General features: G+C 41.0%; 18 protein-coding genes. 9 read left to right on the forward strand and 9 right to left on the reverse strand.

The features are described from left to right. Window positions 1–4 precede the first annotated feature (4 nt). Window positions 5–586 carry a YceI family protein gene (locus FCU45_RS09150; protein ID WP_137014531.1) on the reverse strand — a complete coding sequence of 194 codons (582 nt, stop codon included), beginning with the start codon at window positions 584–586 and terminating at the stop codon, window positions 5–7. Window positions 587–698: 112 nt separating this feature from the next. After that, on the reverse strand, window positions 699–4,190 hold the full coding sequence (gene metH, locus FCU45_RS09155; protein ID WP_137014533.1) for a methionine synthase: 3,492 nt from the start codon (window positions 4,188–4,190) through the stop codon (window positions 699–701). A gap of 280 nt (window positions 4,191–4,470) precedes the next feature. On the opposite strand from metH, the gene ccoG reads away from it, so the two are divergent. The 8 genes from ccoG (at window position 4,471) to aroC (ending at window position 13,775) form a co-directional block, all read left to right on the forward strand. Next, window positions 4,471–5,904, forward strand: coding sequence for a cytochrome c oxidase accessory protein CcoG (ccoG, locus tag FCU45_RS09160; RefSeq protein ID WP_137014535.1), 1,434 nt, complete (start codon window positions 4,471–4,473; stop codon window positions 5,902–5,904). A gap of 57 nt (window positions 5,905–5,961) precedes the next feature. After that, window positions 5,962–8,841 carry a DUF748 domain-containing protein gene (locus tag FCU45_RS09165; protein WP_137014537.1) on the forward strand — a complete coding sequence of 960 codons (2,880 nt, stop codon included), beginning with the start codon at window positions 5,962–5,964 and terminating at the stop codon, window positions 8,839–8,841. Between the two features lie 64 nt (window positions 8,842–8,905). After that, window positions 8,906–9,958, forward strand: coding sequence for a YeiH family protein (locus FCU45_RS09170; protein WP_137014539.1), 1,053 nt, complete (start codon window positions 8,906–8,908; stop codon window positions 9,956–9,958). 150 nt (window positions 9,959–10,108) lie between these two features. Then, on the forward strand, window positions 10,109–10,576 hold the full coding sequence (locus FCU45_RS09175) for a hypothetical protein (RefSeq protein ID WP_137014541.1): 468 nt from the start codon (window positions 10,109–10,111) through the stop codon (window positions 10,574–10,576). Next, window positions 10,576–11,622: a tetratricopeptide repeat protein gene (locus FCU45_RS09180; RefSeq protein WP_137014543.1), complete on the forward strand. Its 1,047-nt coding sequence runs from the start codon at window positions 10,576–10,578 to the stop codon at window positions 11,620–11,622. The genes FCU45_RS09175 and FCU45_RS09180 overlap by 1 nt, the downstream gene beginning before the upstream one ends. Beyond that, window positions 11,597–12,028 (forward strand): ribonuclease HI, encoded by a 432-nt coding sequence (rnhA, locus tag FCU45_RS09185; protein ID WP_137014545.1) that lies wholly within the window; start codon window positions 11,597–11,599, stop codon window positions 12,026–12,028. The genes FCU45_RS09180 and rnhA overlap by 26 nt, the downstream gene beginning before the upstream one ends. Next, on the forward strand, window positions 12,025–12,702 hold the full coding sequence (rnc, locus tag FCU45_RS09190; RefSeq protein ID WP_137014547.1) for a ribonuclease III: 678 nt from the start codon (window positions 12,025–12,027) through the stop codon (window positions 12,700–12,702). The genes rnhA and rnc overlap by 4 nt, the downstream gene beginning before the upstream one ends. After that, the gene (gene aroC, locus FCU45_RS09195; RefSeq protein WP_137014549.1) at window positions 12,702–13,775 is read left to right on the forward strand and encodes a chorismate synthase; all 1,074 of its coding nucleotides are present in this window, start codon (window positions 12,702–12,704) and stop codon (window positions 13,773–13,775) included. The genes rnc and aroC overlap by 1 nt, the downstream gene beginning before the upstream one ends. Before the next feature lie 12 nt (window positions 13,776–13,787). On the opposite strand, the gene FCU45_RS09200 is transcribed toward aroC, so the two are convergent. The 7 genes from FCU45_RS09200 to FCU45_RS09230 form a co-directional block, all read right to left on the reverse strand. Further along, window positions 13,788–14,762, reverse strand: coding sequence for a DUF6781 family protein (locus FCU45_RS09200; RefSeq protein WP_137014551.1), 975 nt, complete (start codon window positions 14,760–14,762; stop codon window positions 13,788–13,790). Between the two features lie 12 nt (window positions 14,763–14,774). Further along, a complete protein-coding gene (locus FCU45_RS09205; protein ID WP_137014553.1) occupies window positions 14,775–15,044 on the reverse strand; it encodes an HP0495 family protein in 270 nt (89 codons plus the stop codon). After that, window positions 15,025–15,495, reverse strand: coding sequence for a cyclic pyranopterin monophosphate synthase MoaC (moaC, locus tag FCU45_RS09210; RefSeq protein ID WP_137014555.1), 471 nt, complete (start codon window positions 15,493–15,495; stop codon window positions 15,025–15,027). Before moaC ends, FCU45_RS09205 begins: the two co-directional genes overlap by 20 nt. Before the next feature lie 59 nt (window positions 15,496–15,554). Further along, window positions 15,555–16,130 (reverse strand): molybdenum cofactor guanylyltransferase MobA, encoded by a 576-nt coding sequence (mobA, locus tag FCU45_RS09215; RefSeq protein WP_137014557.1) that lies wholly within the window; start codon window positions 16,128–16,130, stop codon window positions 15,555–15,557. Beyond that, window positions 16,131–17,234, reverse strand: a complete 1,104-nt coding sequence (locus tag FCU45_RS09220) for an OmpA family protein (RefSeq protein ID WP_137014559.1) — start codon at window positions 17,232–17,234, stop codon at window positions 16,131–16,133. Window positions 17,235–17,315: 81 nt separating this feature from the next. Continuing rightward, window positions 17,316–18,575 (reverse strand): 3-isopropylmalate dehydratase large subunit, encoded by a 1,260-nt coding sequence (locus tag FCU45_RS09225; protein ID WP_137014561.1) that lies wholly within the window; start codon window positions 18,573–18,575, stop codon window positions 17,316–17,318. Window positions 18,576–18,634: 59 nt separating this feature from the next. Further along, window positions 18,635–19,138, reverse strand: coding sequence for a hypothetical protein (locus FCU45_RS09230; protein ID WP_137014563.1), 504 nt, complete (start codon window positions 19,136–19,138; stop codon window positions 18,635–18,637). Between the two features lie 156 nt (window positions 19,139–19,294). Here FCU45_RS09230 and FCU45_RS09235 point away from each other — a divergent pair, with 156 nt between their 5' ends. After that, the gene (locus tag FCU45_RS09235) at window positions 19,295–20,509 is read left to right on the forward strand and encodes a NifS family cysteine desulfurase (RefSeq protein WP_137014565.1); all 1,215 of its coding nucleotides are present in this window, start codon (window positions 19,295–19,297) and stop codon (window positions 20,507–20,509) included. Window positions 20,510–20,630 lie beyond the last annotated feature (121 nt).

A 20,630-nucleotide genomic window follows, 5' to 3' on the forward strand; every position in this document is an offset into this window, starting at 1 on the left:
GATGTTAGAAATCATCTTCAGCTTTTAAGATACCTTGTATCTCAATGTTTAGTTTAACTATTTCACTCACAACAACACCGCCGGCTTCCAGTGCTTGATTCCATGTAATGTTGTAATCTCTTCTATCTATCTTTCCGCTAAGGCTCAGTCCCGCTCTCTGTCTTCCCCATGGATCTGTAATAGTGCCGCCAAACTCATAATCAAGCACAACATCTTTAGTTGTACCTTTTATAGTAAGTTTCCCGTATGCTTTATCGCCCTCGATTTTGTCTAGTACAAATGTGACTTTAGGGTACATCTCGGCATTGAATATCTCATCTGATTTTAGGTGTGAATCTCTTTTGGCGATATTTGTATTGATCGACTCAACGTCCATCTCTCCGTTAAGAGCAACGAGTTCGTTTGTCTCATCATCGAGCTCAAAACTGCCGTCAAACTTCTCAAATTCCCCGTTTACCGTACTGATCATCATATGTTTTACCGAGAAGGCAACGTTTGTGTGAGAAGCGTCAATATTATAAACACCTCCAAAAAGAGAGCTCACTCCCGCTGCTATTGCTAAAAGCATAAATTTTATTTTCTTCATCATTCAATCCTTATGTTTTGTTTGAAACATTATAGTACTAAGTAGCTCTAAATGGGAGTTAATTTTGTCAATTAATGACAAAGTTTAAGAAGGAATACAAAATGCAACATATCTATACATTATAGTATGTTGCATTTGGATGATAAACGACAAGCGCAGATGTAGACTGCTCGGGGTGCATCTGGAATGTTTCACTAAGCTCGATCCCGAACTCTTCAGGTCTAAGAAGGTTAAACAGTGGACGGTTAAGTTCAAGATCGGGACATGCGGCATACCCAAATGAGTATCTGGAGCCCTGATATCTGTTCATCTGTACATCGCTTAAGCTGTTTCCCTCACCCTCGGATATATTAAGATCAAGCCTTATCTGCTTGTGCACTATCTCTGCAAGAGCCTCTGCAAGCTCGACACCTAGGCCGTGAAACTGGTAATACTCTGTATACTCGCCCCTTGCATAGATCTCTCTCTCAACTTCGCTGAGCTTTGAACCCGCACTGACACATGTAAATGCCACCACGTCGTGTCTATCTCTATGGAAAAAATCGCTGAGTGCACGGTGCGGCTGTTTTGACTGGCGAGGGAAAGTGAATTTCTCTTTTGCTCTGCCCATAACTTCATATAGAGGTTCACGGTTGATCTCGCTCTCACTGTTATATCCTTCACTCTCATCAAATATAAGAAGCGTGTCATCATCACTTCTGCATGGCCAGTAGCCGTAGATAATGGTCGGTTCAAAGAGCTTTTCGTCAAGAAATTGTGCTTTTAGCCTCTCATATGCAGGCCATACAATCTCTTCAAGCTGTTTTTGGTATGCCTCTTTTGTCATGCCTTTTGAGCTGTACCCCCAGCGAGATTTAAAAAGAAGCTTATGGTTGATCCACTCAAACGCCATCTCTATCTGCTGCGGTGTGAGTTTAAGCTCACGTCTTCCCCAAAACGGCGGAGTAGGTACTTCAACATCGCGAGAAGGCATCTTTAGCTCTTCAAACGGAGGGATAACTATCTCCTCTTTGACCTTTACAATCTTCTCTTCTTCATCTTTTCCATGCAGGTTGGTATCAAAATTGCCCGCCTCGATGCGGCTCATGGATGTCACGCCGTCAAACGCATCTTTGCAGTAAAATATCGGACCGTCATAGAAAGGACGGCAAAAGTCGTCTATAAAAGAGCGTGTAAGTGCGGCACCGCCGAGCAGGATCGGAATCTTTATCCCTTCTCTTTGAAGGGCTTCTAGATTCTCTTTCATAACCTGTGTTGATTTTACCAAAAGTCCGCTCATCCCTATGGCATTGGCATTTGAATCTTTAAGTGTTTTTACAAAGTCGTCAAGCTCTACCTTAATGCCAAGGTTTATAACCTTATAGCCGTTGTTAGATAGTATGATGTCCACAAGGTTTTTACCTACGTCGTGAACATCGCCTTTAACCGTTCCAAGAATAAGCGTCGTATCTACTTTTTTGTCAATTTTTGGCAGGTAGGGGTTTAGATAATCAACCGTTTTTTTCATGGTTTCGGCACTTTGAAGAACAAACGGAAGCTGCATCTGACCGGACCCAAAGAGCTCTCCTACCACTTTCATGGCATTAATGAGTATCTCGTTTACAATTTTTTCGGGTGCGATCTTATGGCGTGCCTCTTCAACAAGCGGGATCATTCTCTCTTTATCGCCGTCCATTAAAAGCTTTGCGATCTTCTCCTCATCACTCATAGCAAGATATGCCTCATCAACCGCTTGATTGTCAACCGCCTCTTTAGTGCTGAAGTGCTCTATAAACTCAAAAAGAGATGCAGAGTTTGGCTTGCGGTTAAAGATAAGGTTGTCACAAATCTCCTGATCCTCTTTTGAGATCTTATTGATGGGAATAATGTGCTGTACATTTATAATAACGCTTGTAAGACCTGCTTCGATGCAGTGGTGCAAAAACATAGAGTTGAGGTATGGGCGCGCATCTTTGTCAAGTCCGAAAGAGATGTTTGAGAGTCCTAAAATAGCGCCAACTTCAGGGTGCCTTTTACGCAGCTCGCGTATCGCTTCAATAGTGTTAATGCCGGCATCAGTATACTCTTCATCACCGCTTCCAAGCGTAAATGTAAGAAGGTCAAAGACCAGATTTTCGGCTCTTATGCCGTGCTTTTTGGTGGCAAGCTCATAGATGCGCTCTGCAACTTCAAGTTTGCGCTCAACCGTTTTTGCCATCCCCTGCTCATCAATGGTGAGACAAACAAGTGCTGCACCGAACTTTTTAGCTAAAGAGCAGACCGCATCAAACTTCTCTATGCCGTCTTCCAGGTTTACAGAGTTGATGATCGGTTTGCCGCCTATGAGCTTAAGCGCTTCTTCAAGTGCTGCTGTTTGCGTGGAGTCTGGCATAAGAGGAAGAGCAATCTTTTGAGCATAAAGGCTCATAACACGGTTCATATCTTTTGTCTCATCGCGTCCCGCAAATCCAACACTTACATCTAAAACATGCGCACCGACTCTTACCTGTTGTTGCGCAACGCTAAGTGTGCCTTCATAATCCTCTGCCAAAAGAAGCTCTCTAAACGCTTTAGAGCCCGTTGCATTGCTTCTCTCGCCGACAAGCAAAACAGATGACTCTTGCGTAAGTGATACGGTATTAAAGAGCGAAGCAAGCCCGTTCCCTTGAGCTCCCGAGGGCTCTTTTGGCGCCATATTTGAGACTCTGTTCACAAGAGCGCGGATGTGCTGAGGTGTTGTTCCGCAGCAGCCGCCTAAAAAGCTCACACCGTCGTAACTTAAAAACTTCTCCTGCTTGTCTGCAAACTCATCGGGACCCATCGGATAGTATGTGTACCCTCCGCGATTTTGCGGGAGTCCTGCATTTGCGTGAACGCTTATCGGTTTGTGCCACAGCTCACTTAGGGTCTTTATATGTTTCTCGACCTGCTCCGGTCCCGTACCGCAGTTAAATCCAAGTGAGATAATGTCAAAAGGCTCTAGTATGGTTGCGATCGTCGAAGCATCCGTGCCTATGAGCATCGTCCCGCTTAGCTCAATTGTAACAGAGACCATAATTGGGATCTCCACCTCTCTTTGTCTGCACGCCTCTTGGCACGCATGCAGAGCCGCTTTTATCTGAAGCGGGTCTTGGCAGGTCTCCAGCAGGAAGATATCTACGCCGCCATCAATCAGGGCTAGACAAAACTCTGTATACCCCTCGTACATCTCATCATAAGCTATATGTCCGAGTGATGGGAGTTTTGTACCCGGTCCGATAGAGCCTAGAACAAATCTCGGGTGCTCTGGCGTGCTGAATTTTTCACACTCTTTTTTAACAAGCTCTGCACCCGCACGTGTTAGCTCATAGGCTCTATCTCCAATATTGTACTCATCCAAAACCCAAGAAAATGAGCCGAATGTGTTTGTAGTGATAAGGTCAGCACCCGCCGTTAGGTAGGCGTGAAAAATTTCGCTTAAAACTTCAGGACAGGTGACATTTAGTAGTTCATTACACCCTTCATTGCCCTGCCAAGCCTCTTTTGGGATCTTCTCATCACGTTGCTGAAGCTGTGTACCCATCGCACCGTCGATGATAAGGGGCCTATTTTTTATAGTTTTTAAGATATACTCTTTTGTTGTCATAAAAAAATCTTTAGATTGAATTGATAACGCTAAATGAGCAGAGCCCATTTAGCTACGCTAGCCGCTGTGGCACTAAAGCTAGCCGCAAAAAGCGGCAGAGAACTTTTCTTGCAATATTGCAAGAATGAATTTGATAAAATAAATATTGGTTTTATTTTAGCGAAATAGAGCATAAAAGAGACTTTCAATAATCTATTAAAAGATTATAATTATTATTATATTATGTAATTAAAAACATTATTTTGATATAATGTTGTCAAAATATAGGCAGGAGTTAACTATGAAAGATAAGAGCGTCGGCTTAAAATTACCGACTCCTTGGAGAATAAAGAGATACTATTTATTCATTTTTTTAACGGTTGTGGCTTTAGTTTTACCTTGGATACAGGTAGACGGGAACCACTTTTTTTTACTAAGTTTTGATAAGCTGAAGCTTCACCTTGCATTTGTTCAGTTTGACATGCAAGAGCTGTATCTAATGCCTTTTCTTCTTATGATGCTATTTTTGGGAATCTTCGGCATGACCGTTATGGGCGGGCGTGTTTTTTGCGGATGGATATGTCCACAGACGATTTTTAGAGTAATTTACCGTGATTTGATCGAGACAAAACTGCTTGGACTTAGAAAGCGCATAAAGAACAAGCAGCAAGAGCCGGATATGAGCATTGCTAAAAACAAGATCAAAAAGGCCGTGGCAATTTTGATCTGGACGGCTCTCTCTTTTGTAGCGAGTGCGAACCTTCTTTGGTTTTTTGTTCCGCCCGAGGATTTCTTTGCATACTTGGCTAATCCGTTTGACCATATGATCTTAGTAGGAACACTTTTGGTTTCGGCACTTTTTCTTATATATGACATAGTCTTCCTGCAGGAGGATTACTGTATATATGTATGTCCTTACTCTAGAGTGCAGTCAGTTTTGTATGATGAGCATACTGTAATGGCTCTGTACAACACTAATCGAGGCGGACACATCTACAATGAAGACAAAGAGAAGGCCTTTACAAAACAAAAAGATCTTCAGGAGGTCGAGCTACATGCTGAGTGTACGACATGTGAGAGTTGTGTAACGGTCTGTCCTACACACATTGACATTCGTAAGGGTCTTCAGCTTGAGTGTATCAACTGCTTGGAGTGTGTGGATGCATGTACGGTAGTTATGGGCAAACTCGGCAAGCCTTCACTGGTAACTTGGTCAAGCGAGTATGAGATAATAGACAAAAAAGGCAAGACAAAGTACTTCCGTCCTAAGATTATTGCTTATGCAGTTCTTCTTGTAGGTCTTGCGGTTGCAATGGTTATTATGGGAGGCAATAAAGAGCATATGCTTCTAAACATAAACAAGGAAAACAGGCTCTATTCGGTCTCAAAAGAGTCTGACGGAAGAGTGGCAGTAGATAACGCTTACGTATTTTTGATACAAAATACGCAAAACAAAGAGATGGATTTCTTTTTTGAGATCATAGCTCCAAAGGATCTAAAAGGTAAGCTAGAGATAGTGAAACCTACAGAGCCTTTTAGCGTCACACCAGGTGTTAAAAAGAAAAAGATCGTAGTTCTTAGAACCTATGACCAACTCTCAGACGACGCAAGACACGATAAGATCATTCCGATAACGGTGCGTGCCTATGCAGTAGGACACGAGGATAATATAGTGGTCTTTAGAGATGCTACTTTCGCATATCCTAGAGCGGATATTATTGAGGAAGCAAAATAATATTGATTTAAAATACAATAGGGTAGACTTTAAAAATTGCGTTTTTAAGGTCTACCTATGTATAAGAAAATTTTAGGCGTTGCTTTTATTTTATATACGCTTTTTGGATTTATCCTTCTTCCCCTCATCATAAAGTCTCAGATCGAAGATATTGCGGCACAAGAGACAAACTCAAAACTATACATAGATGACGTCTACTTTAACCCCTTTAATTTTAAGATACAACTCAGCGGCATAGTGCTTGAGACGCTTGAAAAAGAGCAAATAGCGTCGCTTGATATGCTTCTTATAGACCTAGAACCTCACTCTCTTTTTATGGCAGCTCTGCATATAAAGAGCGTTATATTTCAAAGACCTCAAATCTCTATTAGCCACTACAAGAACGGTCTCTTTAATTTCAGCAAAATTATAAAAGAGAGAGCAGATGAGCCTGCAGATGAGGTTAACAAAGAGCCGCTGAGACTTCCCAGAGTCATTTTTGACACACTTATGGTTGACAATGGAAGTGTGAGCTACGAAGATTTCAACCCGAGCAGCAAATTTGAACTCACGCTTACTCCCATTAGTTTTAAACTCACGGACATAGATACAAAAGATATCGCCTCTAGCGATGCGTCGCTTAGGTTTAACACGGCTCTGAGTGATGGCGGAGAGGTCGCTTTTAGAGGAGATGTGCTAAGTTTAAGCCCGCTTAAGCTGGAGGGAAATCTTAAACTCGACGCGGTGAAACTCTATACAAACTGGAAATATATTCAAGATAAAACGGGGATCGAGATAGCCGATGGTGCCATCTATATGAGTGCCGATTACTATCTGAATCTAGATGATCTAAATGCAACAAAGATAGATAATGCTAATCTTAGACTTGCCAACCTAAGAGTAAAGCCACAAGCCAAAAATGAGGATATTTTAAAACTTCTGGCATTAAATGTTGATGGGGTGATCGTAAAGCCTATGATGCAGGATGTTTATGTCAAAAGTATAGAGCTTGAGCAGCTTAGTGCAGAGATAAAAAGAGATAAGGAGGGGAAGATAGACTGGATAGGTTATCTTCAACCCCAGACTCCTGCTTTAGAAGAGAAAGTGTCTCAAAAAGAGACAAACACTGCAGAGAAGAGCGCTAAGTGGAATACCAAAATAGATGATGTTTCACTAAAAAATATAGCCGTAATTTTACATGATAAGAGCATAGAGCCAAGTGTGAAGATAACCTTAGATAAGATAGAGCTGTATGCCAAAAATATAAGCTCCAAAGAGGGGAGCAGATTTACGTATGATATGGCTCTTAGAGTCAACGGCAAAGGTGGCATAAGATCTAAAGGGGATATAAAACATACGCCGCTTGAACAGAAGGGGAGCCTTGAGCTTAAAAAAATAGCTCTCAAAGATTTTACGCCATACTTACAAGAGGCGGCGTACATTAAGATCGACGACGGCGCACTTAATATTGTTGCCAAGACCGCTTATAAGCAAAAAGATGCAAAAGATGATATCAGGGTTGATGGGAACTTGAAAATCGATGATTTTCTATTAAACGAGAGCAGAGATGGTGCTAAACTGGCATCGTTTAAAACTGCTGATATAAAATCATTTTCATTTAAAAGCGATCCAAATTCACTACAGATCGATGAGCTTCTTTTGGACTCTCTTTATGTTGACGCAGTTATAAACAGAGATAAGAGCATGAACTTTTCAAAGCTTGCAAAAGAGAGCCAAAGCAAAGAAGCTGCTAAAAAAGAAGAGCAGACTCAAAGCAAGGATGGCAAGGACTCTTTTGCCTTTAACCTTTTAAAGCTTAGGATCACGAACTCAAGCGCACATTTTGCAGACTACTCTTTGCCTATAGATTTTAAAACCTTTATTCATGACCTAAATGGAGAGATCCACGCTATCTCCAACGTAAAGGGGGAAGTAAGTGATATCGATATAGATGGGGTAGTAGATGAGTACGGCTCTACAAAGCTTAAAGGTAGTCTTAACAGCTCGGATGTGAAGTCTTATCTTGATATAGATTTCAATTTTAAAAATCTTGATCTTAGTTCAGTTAGCGGCTACAGTGCAGAGTTTGCAGGCTATAAGATTGACAAAGGAAAGCTCTTTTTAGATCTGAAGTATAATATAGAGAACTCTGAGCTGAAGAGTAAAAACAGCATTATTATCAGAAATATAGAACTGGGTGATACAATTGAGGATGAGAACATCACAAAGCTTCCACTTGGTTTTGCCATAGCTCTTCTTGAAGACAAGGATGGAGTTATTGATATTGATCTCCCCATTGAGGGAAATATAGACAAGCCCGACTTTAAGTATGGAGCACTCATCGTAAAGACGTTGGCAAACCTTATAGTCAAGGCGGTTGCGTCTCCGTTTAAATTTTTAGGCGCAATGATGGGCATAGATGCAGAGAAGCTGAAAACTTTGGAGTTTGAAGCAGGCGAAGCAATACTTCTCCCGCCGCAAAGAGAGAAGCTTGACAATCTTGCAGATATCTTGGTGAAAAAACCAAAACTATCTTTGGCACTGACTTCTACGTTCGATAAAGAGCTGGATCTAAGAGCGCTAAAGGCTAAAAAGCTAGATCAAAAGGTGTTTGAGATAAGCAAAGAGGAGCACCCTACGACCAAAGTCTTACAAAAGATATATGCTAAAGCAGGAGGAGATGTAGACGGTCTAAAAGAGAGCATCGAAAAAAGCGCAAAAGAGGGCATGTTCGATATAGAGTATAAAAAGGCTCTCTATGAGAGATGTGTAGATATTCAAAACGTCGATAGGAGCGAATTGGAAGATTTGGCAAATACAAGGGCAGATGCAGTGCAGACATACCTGAGTGCGACAAAAGGCGTTGACGCTAAAGCACTCCATCGTAAAGATATAAAAGAGATAAGTGGCTCAAAAAGTGATGTGATAAGCTCGGAACTTGAGATTGAACTAAAATAGAATGTGATACTTTTTTGATATAATTCGCTTTAAATAATAAGTTTTAGATCAAAAAAGGAGTTATATGGCATTTTCAGCAGAGAATAGAAAAGGCACAATAAACGGCATACTTTTTGTTGCGATTTTTGCCGCAGCGGCGACAATGATTTCGGAGATAAATTTTGTTAAATCTCTTGGCATCTCACCTCTTGTAATTGGTATAGTGGTAGGCATCTTTTACGCAAACACACTTCATAATAACACTCCAAAAGAGTGGAGCGGCGGTATTACATTTTCCGCAAAAAAGATACTTAGATTTGCTATTGTTTTTTACGGTTTTAGAATAACTTTTCAACAGATTGCAGAGGTAGGTTTAGAGGGATTTATGGTCTCTCTAATTATGCTATCTACAACTTTTATACTTGGAACTTGGGCAGGGCAGAAGTTTTTCAAGATGGACAGAGACACTTCAATGCTAAGCGCATCGGGTGCTTCTGTTTGTGGAGCTGCAGCAGTTTTGGCTACGGAGCCCGTTTTAAAGGCGGAGGAGCATAAAGCTGCTATAGCGGTCTCAATGGTCGTGCTCTTTGGAACAATATCGATGTTTTTATACCCGCTTCTTTACAACATGGGTGTTTTTGATATGAGCGCAAAAGAGTTTGGTATCTATGTCGGCGGAACAATTCATGAGGTTGCTCAGGTAGTAGCGGTTCCGGCTTCGATCCCAGGGGCAAGCGAAGAGATGGCAAATTCGGCGGTGATCGTAAAGATGACAAGAGTTATCATGATAGCTCCTATGCTTATCATTCTTGGAATATATCTCTCTATGAGCGCTAAAAAAAGCGGTACGGCAGATGGTCTCGGGGGCGTTAAGCTTGTCATCCCTTGGTTTGCGGTCTATTTTATAGGTATGGCAGGATTTAACTCTCTTGGAATCGTTCCTCAAAATATAGTGGATATCATAAATGAGATAGATACTTTTTTATTGACAATGGCGATGACGGCACTTGGCATCGGAACCGTATTTGCAAAGTTTAAAGGTCTTGGGCTTGCGCCTGTTTATACATCAGGTTTGATGTTCGCATGGCTGCTTGTAGGCGGTTACTTTATAACAAAATGGGTAGTGGCGGTATTTTGATCTTATTGATAACGTGAAATGAGCAAAGCCCATTTCACTGCGCTAGCCGCTGTGGCACTAAAGCTAACCGCCGAGGCGGTAGAGGGGCTTGTAACTTTTAACTAAAAAAGTATATAATAAAGAGAAATCAAATCCGAGGGGGCTAAGAGAGTGTCAAATTTACCAAATACGCTAAACTCTTACTGGCTCTGGAGAGAGATCTCCTCAAAACTCGGTGTCTCAAACCCTGCATACAAGTACTGGAGCGAGACCAGAAACCTAAAACTTAACAACAAATATCTCTTTATAGAGAAAAATACTCTCCCGCAAAAACATCAGCATGTGGAGCAGATACTTACCGACCTCTCTGGTCATCTGCCTATAAAATACGCTTCAGACAGGCTTCATGTGAACGAGCATATATTTTCATACGACAAGATGAGGCTTCATAAGGAGTTTGAGTATAAGTTTGTCGAAGATGTAAAATTTGTAAATATAAAAAAATTTTTTACTGAGTTTGGGATCAAGGTAGGCAGGAACTCTATTGTTCAGCTTGGAAAAATGAAAGATCTCGATATTGGACCTGATTGCACATTTTATAATCTGAAAAATGATTACGGTGTAGTGGTGTACGAATAATGGATACCTTCTTTTTGGAGTTTCGTGACCCGCTTTTTGGGGTTATAATATTTTTTGTACTTATTTTTGTCATCACCTTTTTTTCGTATTGGTTTGCAAGACTTAAAAAAAGAGAGGATTACCGTCATTTAGACAAATTTTTAAAACAGTTTCACTCTCTGCCTTCGCAAAATGAGCTCAAAGTGCTTATAACAAAGGGGGAGTTATCAGAGAAGTCTTGGCTACTGCTGGCAAACTCATATACCAAGGGTGGCAACTATGAAAAAAGCATAGAGATATACAGCGAATTGCTCAAAGTGGGAGACAAGTCCAACTACAGAGACACCCTTTTTTTGCTAGGCAAAACATACTTTAAAGCAGGTTTTTTAGAGCGTGCAAAGCAGATCTTTTTAGAGATACTTAAAAACAATCCTCGCACTCCTCAGGCACTTAACTATCTTCTGCTTGTTTATGAGCAGATGAAAGATTATGGTGCTGCTCTTGAGCTTTTAGAGCCTTTGAGCGAGTTGAGCAAAGATGTGACAACGATCAGTGCTTATCTTAACTCTTTGAGCATTTTAAACAGTATGTCGCTAACTCCTGACGAAAAGGCTTACAAGCTCTTGGAGATATATAAAAGCAGCAACCATCTGGATTATCTCATATTTGAGTATATCTTTCGCGTAAATCCAAAAGCTGCATGGGAGAACTTTGATGCCTCGAAGGCTGAGCTTCTTGTCGATCTGCTCTGGAGTTGCGATAAAAAAGACCTGGATTTTGATATAATAATGCAAAACGGCTATTTAAGGGAGCTATACACCGCAAAAGGCTACATTCAAGCAGCAACAAAGAGTTCTGTTTTTGAGCTTGATGTGCTTATAAACCTCGAATCAAAAGCCAATGCGACACTTGGATTTGAGTATATCTGTGATAACTGTAAGGTTATTTACCCCTTTGCATTCAGCCGTTGCAGCAGCTGCCATACAATAGAGAGCTCAAGAGTTGAACTCTCTTTGGTAAGGGATTATCATAAGGATTTTAGTGAAGAAAATAACTCTTTTCAGTGACGGCAGCGCTCTTGGAAACCCGGGACCCGGCGGATACGGAGCTATTCTCAGATTTGGCAACAAGGAGAGAGAGATATCCGGCGGTGAAGCTCATACGACAAACAACAGGATGGAGCTTTTAGCGGTTATCGAAGGGCTAAGGGCTCTTAAGGAGCCCTGCAATGTCGAGATAATCTCCGACTCCTCTTATGTCGTAAAAGGTATAAACGAGTGGCTTGATGGTTGGATAAAGAGAGATTTTAAAAAGGTAAAAAATCCTGATCTATGGATGGCGTACATAGAGGTCTCAAAGCCTCATAAGATAAATGCAACATGGGTCAGGGGACACAGTGGGCATATTGAGAATGAGAGGTGTGATATTTTGGCAAAACAAGAGGCACAGAAAATGAAGGAGGAGAGAGAATGAAAAATATAGAAGCACTACAGAAGACTCTAGGTTATAAGTTTAAGAGTGAGAAGCTCATTATCGAAGCGCTGACGCACAAAAGCCATAAGCAGCCCTACGATAATGAGCGTCTTGAGTTTTTGGGTGATGCCGTTTTGGATCTGATCGTCGGGGAGTATCTATTTTTTAAGTTCCCAAAATCAGACGAGGGCAACCTTTCAAAAATAAGAGCGGCTCTAGTAAATGAGGATGGTTTTGAAAAACTGGCAAGATCGATAAATCTTGGAGAGTATATCTACCTCTCAAACGCGGAGGAGAACAACGGCGGACGTGAGAAGGCATCTCTTCTATCAAACGCTTTTGAAGCGGTTATGGGAGCGATCTATCTTGAATCCGGTTTGGATGTTGTTAGAAAAATAGCAATAGAGCTGATAGAGAGAAATCACAAAGAGATATCCCTAGATTCACTCTTTAGAGACTTTAAGACAACGCTTCAGGAGCTGACACAGGCAAGATTTGGAGAGACACCTGAGTACAGAGTGATCGCCAGCCGAGGACCGGACCATAAAAAAGAGTTTGAAGTTGCGGTTATTATAGAGAATAAAGAGTATGCGAGAGCGATAGGAAAAAGTAAGAAAATCGCCCAGCAAGAGGCAGCAGAGACGGCTGTAAAGCTTTTAAATAAGGAAATATAGTGAATAGTTTTGGAGAGAAGTTAAGATTTAGCACCTTTGGAGAGTCTCACGGAGTTGCGATCGGATGTCTGCTTGACGGTGTTCCTGCAGGACTAAAAATTGATGAAGAGTTTATACAAGCAGAACTGGACCGTAGAAAACCCGGTAAAAGCGAGTTTGAGACGGCTAGAAAAGAGGATGACAAAGTAGAGATACTAAGCGGTGTTTTTGAGGGTAAAAGTACCGGAACGCCTATCGCCATGGTCATTTATAATACAAATCAAAAATCACGTGATTACTCAAACATAAAAGATATTTTTCGCCCGGGTCATGCCGATTTTACCTATTTTTATAAGTACGGCATAAGAGATTACAGAGGCGGAGGCAGAAGCTCTGCACGTGAGACGGCGGCAAGAGTTGCCGCGGGTGCAGTTGCAAAAATTATGCTTAGAGAGCTTGGTGTTGAGGTGCTAAGCGGCATCTGTGAAGTAGATGGCATAAAAGCAGAGAAATTTGACTATGAAGCGGCTAAAGAGAGCATTATCTTTGCTCTTGATGCAGGTAAAGAGGAGGAGCAAAAAGATGCTATCCTTAAAGCTAAAAACGAGCATGACTCTGTAGGCGGAGTATCCAGAGTTCTTATAAAAGGCGCTCCAAAAGGTCTTGGAGAACCGCTTTACTATAAACTTGACGCTGTACTTGCAGATGCTATGATGGGCATAAATGCGGTTAAAGCCGTAGAGATAGGTGATGGAGTACTCAGTGCATCGCTAAAGGGTTCCAAAAACAATGATGAGATAAGATCAAGCGGTTTTGTCACAAACCACTCGGGCGGAATTTTAGGCGGAATAAGCAATGGAGACGAGATAGTAATGAATGTCTATTTTAAACCTACGCCATCTATTTTTAAAGAGCAAAAAACTGTCACTACTGCAAATGAAGAGGTGGATTTCGCTCTTAAAGGACGTCATGATCCGTGTGTGGCAATTAGAGGAACCGTGGTTTGCGAGGCGATGGCAGCGCTTGTGATCGCTGATATGCTGCTTTTAAATATGGGTTCTCAGATGGATAGGGTAGCAAAGTACTATAAATAGCAGCTTTGGCTACTATTTATCTTTTGGCTCGATTACGCCCTTTGCCGATTTAATAGCGCTCTCAAGTGCGGTTTTTGCAACTCCCCACGCTTGGATACCCATTCTTTTTGCCTCTTTTGCAGTCTCTGATTTAAGGGCCGTATCAGCTTTTTTAACCGCTGTTTTTGCAAGAGTTGAGAATCTCTCTTTCATAACCTGTGCAGTCTCTTTGGAGATATGGATCAGCTCTTCAAGATCGTAGTGCATTTTCTTGTTAAGATCAAGCAGTATCTTTCTGATAGTCGGATCGCTCTCGTTTGCCTGTGTCTGAACAACCTGCAAAAACAGAGTGTCGGTCTGGTTTAAGTCTTCCATGATCGTGTCGTAATCTTCAATAAGAATATGTTTAGCCTCAAGCGGCATATATGCAAGTCTCTTTTTAAATCTGTCTATCGACTCAAGCAGTCCGGCTCTCATACCTTTTAGAGTAGCTTCCAAAATATCTTCTGATGTATTTGGCGTAGCTTCTGCTATCTCTATACTTGAGTGCAGGATCGTAGAGAGAATTTTTCTGACTCTTATGGTATTGAGCGTTCCCTCTTTTATGGTCTGGTATGTAAGCTCTTTTATAACCTCTTGGATAGACTCTTTTGCTTCGGAGTCTTTTGACTTCTCTATCGCAGTTATTATCGCTCCCTCAACCGTTTCGCTGAGTATGTCAAAGAGGTCGATTGATTGTAGTTTTATCTGATGAAGCTTTGATAGTGTCTGGACATCATCTTTGTTTATTGCTGACTCTATGTCATTAAAGATCGTATATTTTGCCTCTTGAAGCTCTGCTGACTTTTTCTCTAGACTCTTCTCTAGGAGCTCTTTTTGCACAAGAAGTTCTTGAAGCTCACCCTTTAGCTTTTTTGTTTTGTTGTCTATGATCTCTGTCGTTAAATCCCTCATCTCATTAAGGTTTAACTCTTGCAGTTTAATGTTTTTTAGCTCTTGTAAACTCATTTTAGACTCCTTTTAAAGTACCATTTTTATATGTTGATGAGCTTTTAGTGCCTCATAGATAAAGTTTCTGTCATCTTCATTGTGAACTAGTATATCAAGGTTCATGCTTATATACTTGCCGCCTCTGCTTGTGTTAGAGTGAGTTAGTTTATGCTCTCTCTCATCTATAACATCTCTTATTGCTCTCTCCAATGCCTCTTTTTCTCCGGCAATGAGTTTGTAGCACCAGCTACAAGGGTATGTAAGTTCAAGCTTCTCTTCTCTATCGTTGATAATCTCCACTTTTGCCTCCCGATTTTTTCTCCAACTGAACATTACGGATAATCATCCCTTTGTCTATTGCTTTTACCATGTCGTAGATGGTTAAAAGTCCTATGCTGGTACCAGTAAGCGCTTCCATCTCAACACCTGTCTGACCGGTGAGTTTTGCCGTAACTGTGAGTTTAAAGCCCGGAAGCTCTGAGAGCTCTTCTACGTCGCAGTTTATCCCGCTTAAGTTTAGAGGATGACACATAGGGATAAGTTCACTTGTCTTTTTTGTGCCCATAATTGCGGCAATTACTGCAGTTTGAAGAACGGGTCCCTTTTTTGTCTTTTGGGTTACTATTGCATCGTAAGCCTCTTGACTCATCTCTATGATCCCGCTGGCAACCGCTACTCTTGTTGTTTGATTTTTTTCACTTACATCGACCATCTTTGGTCTATCTTTTTCGTCCAAATGTGTTAAATTCATACCGTTTCTTTATATTTTATTTCTTAATATTATAGCAGAAGAAAAGTAATTTACTTGACCTAAACTATAAGGCTTAGAGCCTCTTGATATTCGTGTGGATGGTTGAGGTTTAAAAAGGGTTTTTTGCTCCTAAACTCTACATAGATCGTGTTTGAGGTTTTTAGTAAAAAGCCGAGTTTGTGATTATTCTCGTGAAGCATAGCAGTAAATTTTTTCTCCATGGAGCGATGATAGATACCGCACATCGGCTCTATACCGCGTGGTGTCTCTGCCACCGTAGCATCCGCATCCGCTCTGTCTGCTTCAACTATTTTTTTTATCTCATCTTCGCCTATAAAAGGGGAGTCTACGCTTAGTGCAAAAAACTTCTCACACTTTAAGAAGCTAAAGACGGAGACAAATCCTGCGGTAGGGGCATAGATATAGTCTGTTTTTATATCTTCTATAAACTCTGCCTCAAAGCTGAATTTTGTGCTCTCTTTGCATGAGATATATACGTTTTTAAAGATTTTACTAAGTCTATTGAGTTGGAACTCTGTCAGCGTGTTGAAGGTGCCGAATGGAAGAAGAGATTTATCTTCTCCCATTCGGCTTGATCTGCCACCCGCAAAGATGACACATGGAGTATCTAGCATCTATTTTTTAATTAGCTCCGCTTCTATTCTTCTGTTTTCTGCTCTGCCTTCAGCCGTATCGTTTGTAGCCGTTGGAGTCGATTCACCCATGCCCTCTGTAGTGATTCTGCTTGCGTCTACACCGTAGCTAACAATCATCTCTTTTACAGCATTTGCTCTATTTTCTGAGAGTTCTTGATTGTTTGCAACTGAACCAATACTGTCTGTGTGACCGATTATCTTTGCATCAAAGTTAATTCTTGCTTTTAAGAAATTTGCAAATGCTTCAACATTAGGTTTTGATGCTTTATCAACAGTATAAGAAGCTGTCTCAAAGTTAATATGAAGATTTACTATTTTTGTACATCCCTCTTCATCTACGACATTACCTGCTGGAGTTGTCGGGCATTTATCTTTAGAGTTTAAAACACCGTCATTGTCATCATCGCCGTCAACTTTACATCCGTTAGAGTCTACCTCTGTTCCGGCTGGAGTGTTAGGGCATTTATCTTTAGAGTTTAAAACACCGTCATTGTCGTCATCACCGTCAACAGGTGCGATAACAGGAACAGCCTCATATGAGACAGGTGCCGGCGCTTCTTGAATTTTAGGTCCAAACGAATAGTTTATACCTGCTAAAAGAGCCAGATTGTTATCCCATCTATTGTCATTATTTTTCAACATATAGACAGCTTCAAGTTTTAGAGAAATACTCTCTACTATAGGGATCTTTGCCCCAACTCCTGCATTTAGAAACACGCTATCTTTATTTTCTGCAAAGTGCTCATTAAGTGTCTCATAGCCGACACCGATTTTTGCCAAAGGTTTAATAAAACTCTCTGTCTTATACTCATAAACACCGTTAAGAGCAATGCGGTAAATGTCTGTTGACAATGAACTGTTTTCGTAGTCAATATCATGTGAGTAAAGCAGGCTCAATTCCGGTTTTAGTAAGTAGTCAAAATCATTGTATTGTAATTCAGCACCCATCAAAAACTGATTGTCTAAATCCAGGTTGCCCTCTGCAATATTGTAGCCGATAACAGGAGTCACCTCGTAGCTGTATTCCTGCGCTGTAAGGGCACTGCTAAAGAGAAGAGCCGGGATCAAGAGTAGTTTTTTCATTTATATTCCTTTTTTGTGTTTTGTTTTGTTTATTATATCACTTTAAGCCTTAAAAAGATTTCCCTTTTGAATATTAATATTCTATCTTGGGTCTGTTATATAGCCCTCTATTGCAGATATTGCCGCAACAGCAGAGTTGGCTAAGTAGACTTTAGATGAGCGCGAACCCATGCGGCCTACAAAGTTACGGTTTGTCGTAGAGATCGCAACTTCATTGTCGCCTAGAATTCCCATATATCCGCCAAGACAAGCTCCGCATGTCGGGTTACTTACAACACCTCCCGCATCTACGATAATATCGATGTAGCCTAACTTGTTTGCCTCACGAAGAATCATCTGCGTTCCGGGAGTAACGATAAGACGCACGTCAGGATGTACTCGCTTGCCTTTTAAGATCTCTGCTGCAACTTTTAAATCACTTAGTCTTCCGTTTGTACAACTTCCGATGAACGCCTGATCTATTTTGATGTGATCTTTTTGAGCCTGAGAGACACTGTGTCCGTTTGAAGGCAGGAACGGGTATGCGATAACCGGATCAAGGTTCGCTACGTCTATCTCGAGAACCTGTACATAAGAAGCGTCATCATCCGAGTAGTGGATACGAGGCTCACGAGCAAGGTTTTTATCGCTCAAGAACTCTTTTGTAACATCGTCATAAGCTACGATCCCGCTTTTTGCTCCCGCTTCGATCGCCATATTGCACATAGAAAATCTATCATCCATTGTAAGGTGCTCGATCGTGCTTCCTGTAAACTCTAAAGTTCTATAGAGTGCTCCGTCAACGCCTATCATGCGGATGATCTCTAGGATAATATCTTTTCCGGTAGTATATTTTCCAGGTTTTCCGCTAAGAACGACTTTGATGGATTCTGGAACTTTAAACCAGTTTCCGCCAGTGATCATGGCAAACGCCAAATCCGTTGAGCCCATCCCCGTTGAGAATGCTCCAAGTGCTCCGTGTGTACATGTATGGCTGTCTGCACCGATGATAACGTCACCCGGTACAACAAGACCTTTTTCAGGAAGAAGAGCATGTTCGATCCCCATATCTTTTTCATCAAAAAAGTTTTTCAGGTTGTGCTTCTTTGCAAAGTCACGGCTAATACGTGCCTGATTTGCGCTTGCAATATCTTTTGCAGGGATAAAGTGGTCAAGAACGATAGAGAAACCGTCAGGATTTGCAAGTTTTGTAGCACCACTTAGGTTAAAAGCACTGATAGATATAGGAGTGGTTATATCGTTTCCGATAACCATGTCTATGTTAGAGCGGATGATCTCGCCGGCATAAACAGAGTGCCCTACATGCTCTGAAAATATTTTTTCGGTTATTGTTTGTCCCATAATGAACCTTTATAAAAGAGGAATAATTTCGGGATTATAACATTTAAGATTTAAACTTTCTATATCTCATACTTAAGAGCTTTTTTTATGTACTCTGTTGAACAGAAGAACATCGCGGCAAACAGGGGGTTTACTTTTACATATTCATCCTCTACGCTCTCAAATATTTTAAAGTTAAATCCTGCGTGATCTTGAGAGTTTTTAACTGTTACCGTAAATTCGATCGGTGAGAGGGTCTTTACCATATTTAAAATCTTTTTTCTCTTCTTTTGGCTCTCGGAGTTAAGTATATTGAAATCTGTTCCTTCTGAACTTTTGTGAGATCTGATAACCTCTTCTAAAACGTCAAATTTATCTTTGAAGACTATTTTATTCCATCTGATATTAAGCTCTTTTGAGTCGACTTTGCAAGCGCTATCGATCAAAGCATTGGGTTTTTTCTCTTTCATAGCTTCGATGAGCCCCAAAAGAAAATTGACTCCACCGACGCTCTGCGCGCACTTTTGCATCAAAAGATGCATCACTGCTTTGGTATCTTCATTATGTTTGTTAAAATTACACATTGGTTTTCCTCTTTAGTTAATGTATAATTATAGCTTAAATATTGTATAAGCACAGTTTCATTTAAGCTTATTCAAATAACAAAACTATTATCATAACAAAAGTAAAACAAGACAAAAAATGTCTTAATTAAAAAACTCGATAGAACAAGGTTAAATATGCAAGTTTATTTAGACAACAATGCCACAACAATGGTCGATCCATTGGTTGCCCAGGCAATGGGGCCATTTTTTAGTGAGATTTACGGGAATCCAAACTCACTACATAAATTTGGTACAGCTTCACATCCTGCGCTAAAAAAGGCAATGGACCAAGTGTATAAAGCGCTTAATGCGAGTGATAATGACGATATTATCTTTACATCATGTGCAACCGAATCAAATAACTGGGTTCTAAAATCGGTTTATTTGGATCATATAGTAAACGGTGATAAGAACCATATTATTACAACCGAGATTGAGCATCCATCTGTTTATGCCGCATGTAAAGCGCTTGAAGAGCAGGGTGTAAAAGTCACTTATCTTCCAGTAAATCATGAAGGTGTGGTTGAGGCTCATGTCGTAAAGAGCTTTATAACCGACAAGACTGCGCTTGTATCTGTTATGTGGGCTTCAAATGAGACAGGGGTGATAAATCCTATAAAAGAGATAGGCGAGATATGTAAAGAGAAGGGTGTTCTTTTTCACACGGACGGTGTTCAGGCAGTTGGAAAGATCCCGGTCGATCTTCAAGACGTGCATGTAGATTTTTTATCTATGAGCGCTCATAAGTTCCATGGTCCCAAAGGAGTAGGTGCGCTCTATATTAAAGATTCGCAGCCGCTCTCTCCGCTTCTCAACGGTGGCGAGCATATGGGCGGAAGACGCTCAGGGACGCTAAATGTTCCGTATATTGTCGCTATGGGCAAGGCAATTGAGCTCGCAACTACAGATATAGAAGAGAAGATAGCCTCTATAAGAGCGAAAAGAGACCGCTTGGAAGATGCTCTTTTAGAGTTAAGTGATACTTTTGTTGTCGGCGACAGAGAGAACAGAACACCAAATACGATACTGATATCTATTAGAGGTGTTGAGGGTGAAGGTATGCTTTGGGATCTAAATAATGCTCAGGTCGGAGCTTCTACCGGTTCTGCTTGTGCGAGTGAAGATCTGCAGGCAAATACTGTAATGCTTGCAATCGGAGCTGACAATGAGCTTGCTCATACTGGAATTCGTCTAAGCCTTAGCCGTTTTACCACGGATGAGGAGATAGATTACACGATAGAGCACTTTAAAAAAGCTGTTTTCAGACTTCGTGCAATATCTAGTTCATTTGCAAAAGTGGGGCCTACGCCTGGCGGCGAATCAAAAGAGTGTGAACTGCACTTCCATTAATTGCCGATTAAATAAAAGTATAAATTTCTGACACGCCAGTGTCAAGCTTTAGTGCCCGTGCGGCTAGCGAAGCAAAAGGGACGAGTTCCTTTTGCGGACAAATCAGGGAAAAAGGTTCCCT

Source organism: Sulfurimonas crateris, from assembly GCF_005217605.1.
In the GTDB taxonomy this organism is placed as follows: domain Bacteria; phylum Campylobacterota; class Campylobacteria; order Campylobacterales; family Sulfurimonadaceae; genus Sulfurimonas; species Sulfurimonas crateris.

What these genes read in the sequence shown, in the direction of transcription:
- FCU45_RS09225 (WP_137014561.1), bottom strand. Translation starts at nt 18,575, where the DNA reads ATGGGACAAACAATAACCGAAAAAATATTTTCAGAGCATGTAGGGCAC.
- FCU45_RS09150 (WP_137014531.1), bottom strand. Translation starts at nt 586, where the DNA reads ATGAAGAAAATAAAATTTATGCTTTTAGCAATAGCAGCGGGAGTGAGC.
- mobA (WP_137014557.1), bottom strand. Translation starts at nt 16,130, where the DNA reads ATGCTAGATACTCCATGTGTCATCTTTGCGGGTGGCAGATCAAGCCGA.
- moaC (WP_137014555.1), bottom strand. Translation starts at nt 15,495, where the DNA reads ATGAATTTAACACATTTGGACGAAAAAGATAGACCAAAGATGGTCGAT.
- FCU45_RS09220 (WP_137014559.1), bottom strand. Translation starts at nt 17,234, where the DNA reads ATGAAAAAACTACTCTTGATCCCGGCTCTTCTCTTTAGCAGTGCCCTT.
- FCU45_RS09170 (WP_137014539.1), top strand. Translation starts at nt 8,906, where the DNA reads ATGGCATTTTCAGCAGAGAATAGAAAAGGCACAATAAACGGCATACTT.
- FCU45_RS09180 (WP_137014543.1), top strand. Translation starts at nt 10,576, where the DNA reads ATGGATACCTTCTTTTTGGAGTTTCGTGACCCGCTTTTTGGGGTTATA.
- FCU45_RS09165 (WP_137014537.1), top strand. Translation starts at nt 5,962, where the DNA reads ATGTATAAGAAAATTTTAGGCGTTGCTTTTATTTTATATACGCTTTTT.
- FCU45_RS09230 (WP_137014563.1), bottom strand. Translation starts at nt 19,138, where the DNA reads ATGTGTAATTTTAACAAACATAATGAAGATACCAAAGCAGTGATGCAT.
- FCU45_RS09235 (WP_137014565.1), top strand. Translation starts at nt 19,295, where the DNA reads ATGCAAGTTTATTTAGACAACAATGCCACAACAATGGTCGATCCATTG.
- ccoG (WP_137014535.1), top strand. Translation starts at nt 4,471, where the DNA reads ATGAAAGATAAGAGCGTCGGCTTAAAATTACCGACTCCTTGGAGAATA.
- FCU45_RS09200 (WP_137014551.1), bottom strand. Translation starts at nt 14,762, where the DNA reads ATGAGTTTACAAGAGCTAAAAAACATTAAACTGCAAGAGTTAAACCTT.
- metH (WP_137014533.1), bottom strand. Translation starts at nt 4,190, where the DNA reads ATGACAACAAAAGAGTATATCTTAAAAACTATAAAAAATAGGCCCCTT.
- rnc (WP_137014547.1), top strand. Translation starts at nt 12,025, where the DNA reads ATGAAAAATATAGAAGCACTACAGAAGACTCTAGGTTATAAGTTTAAG.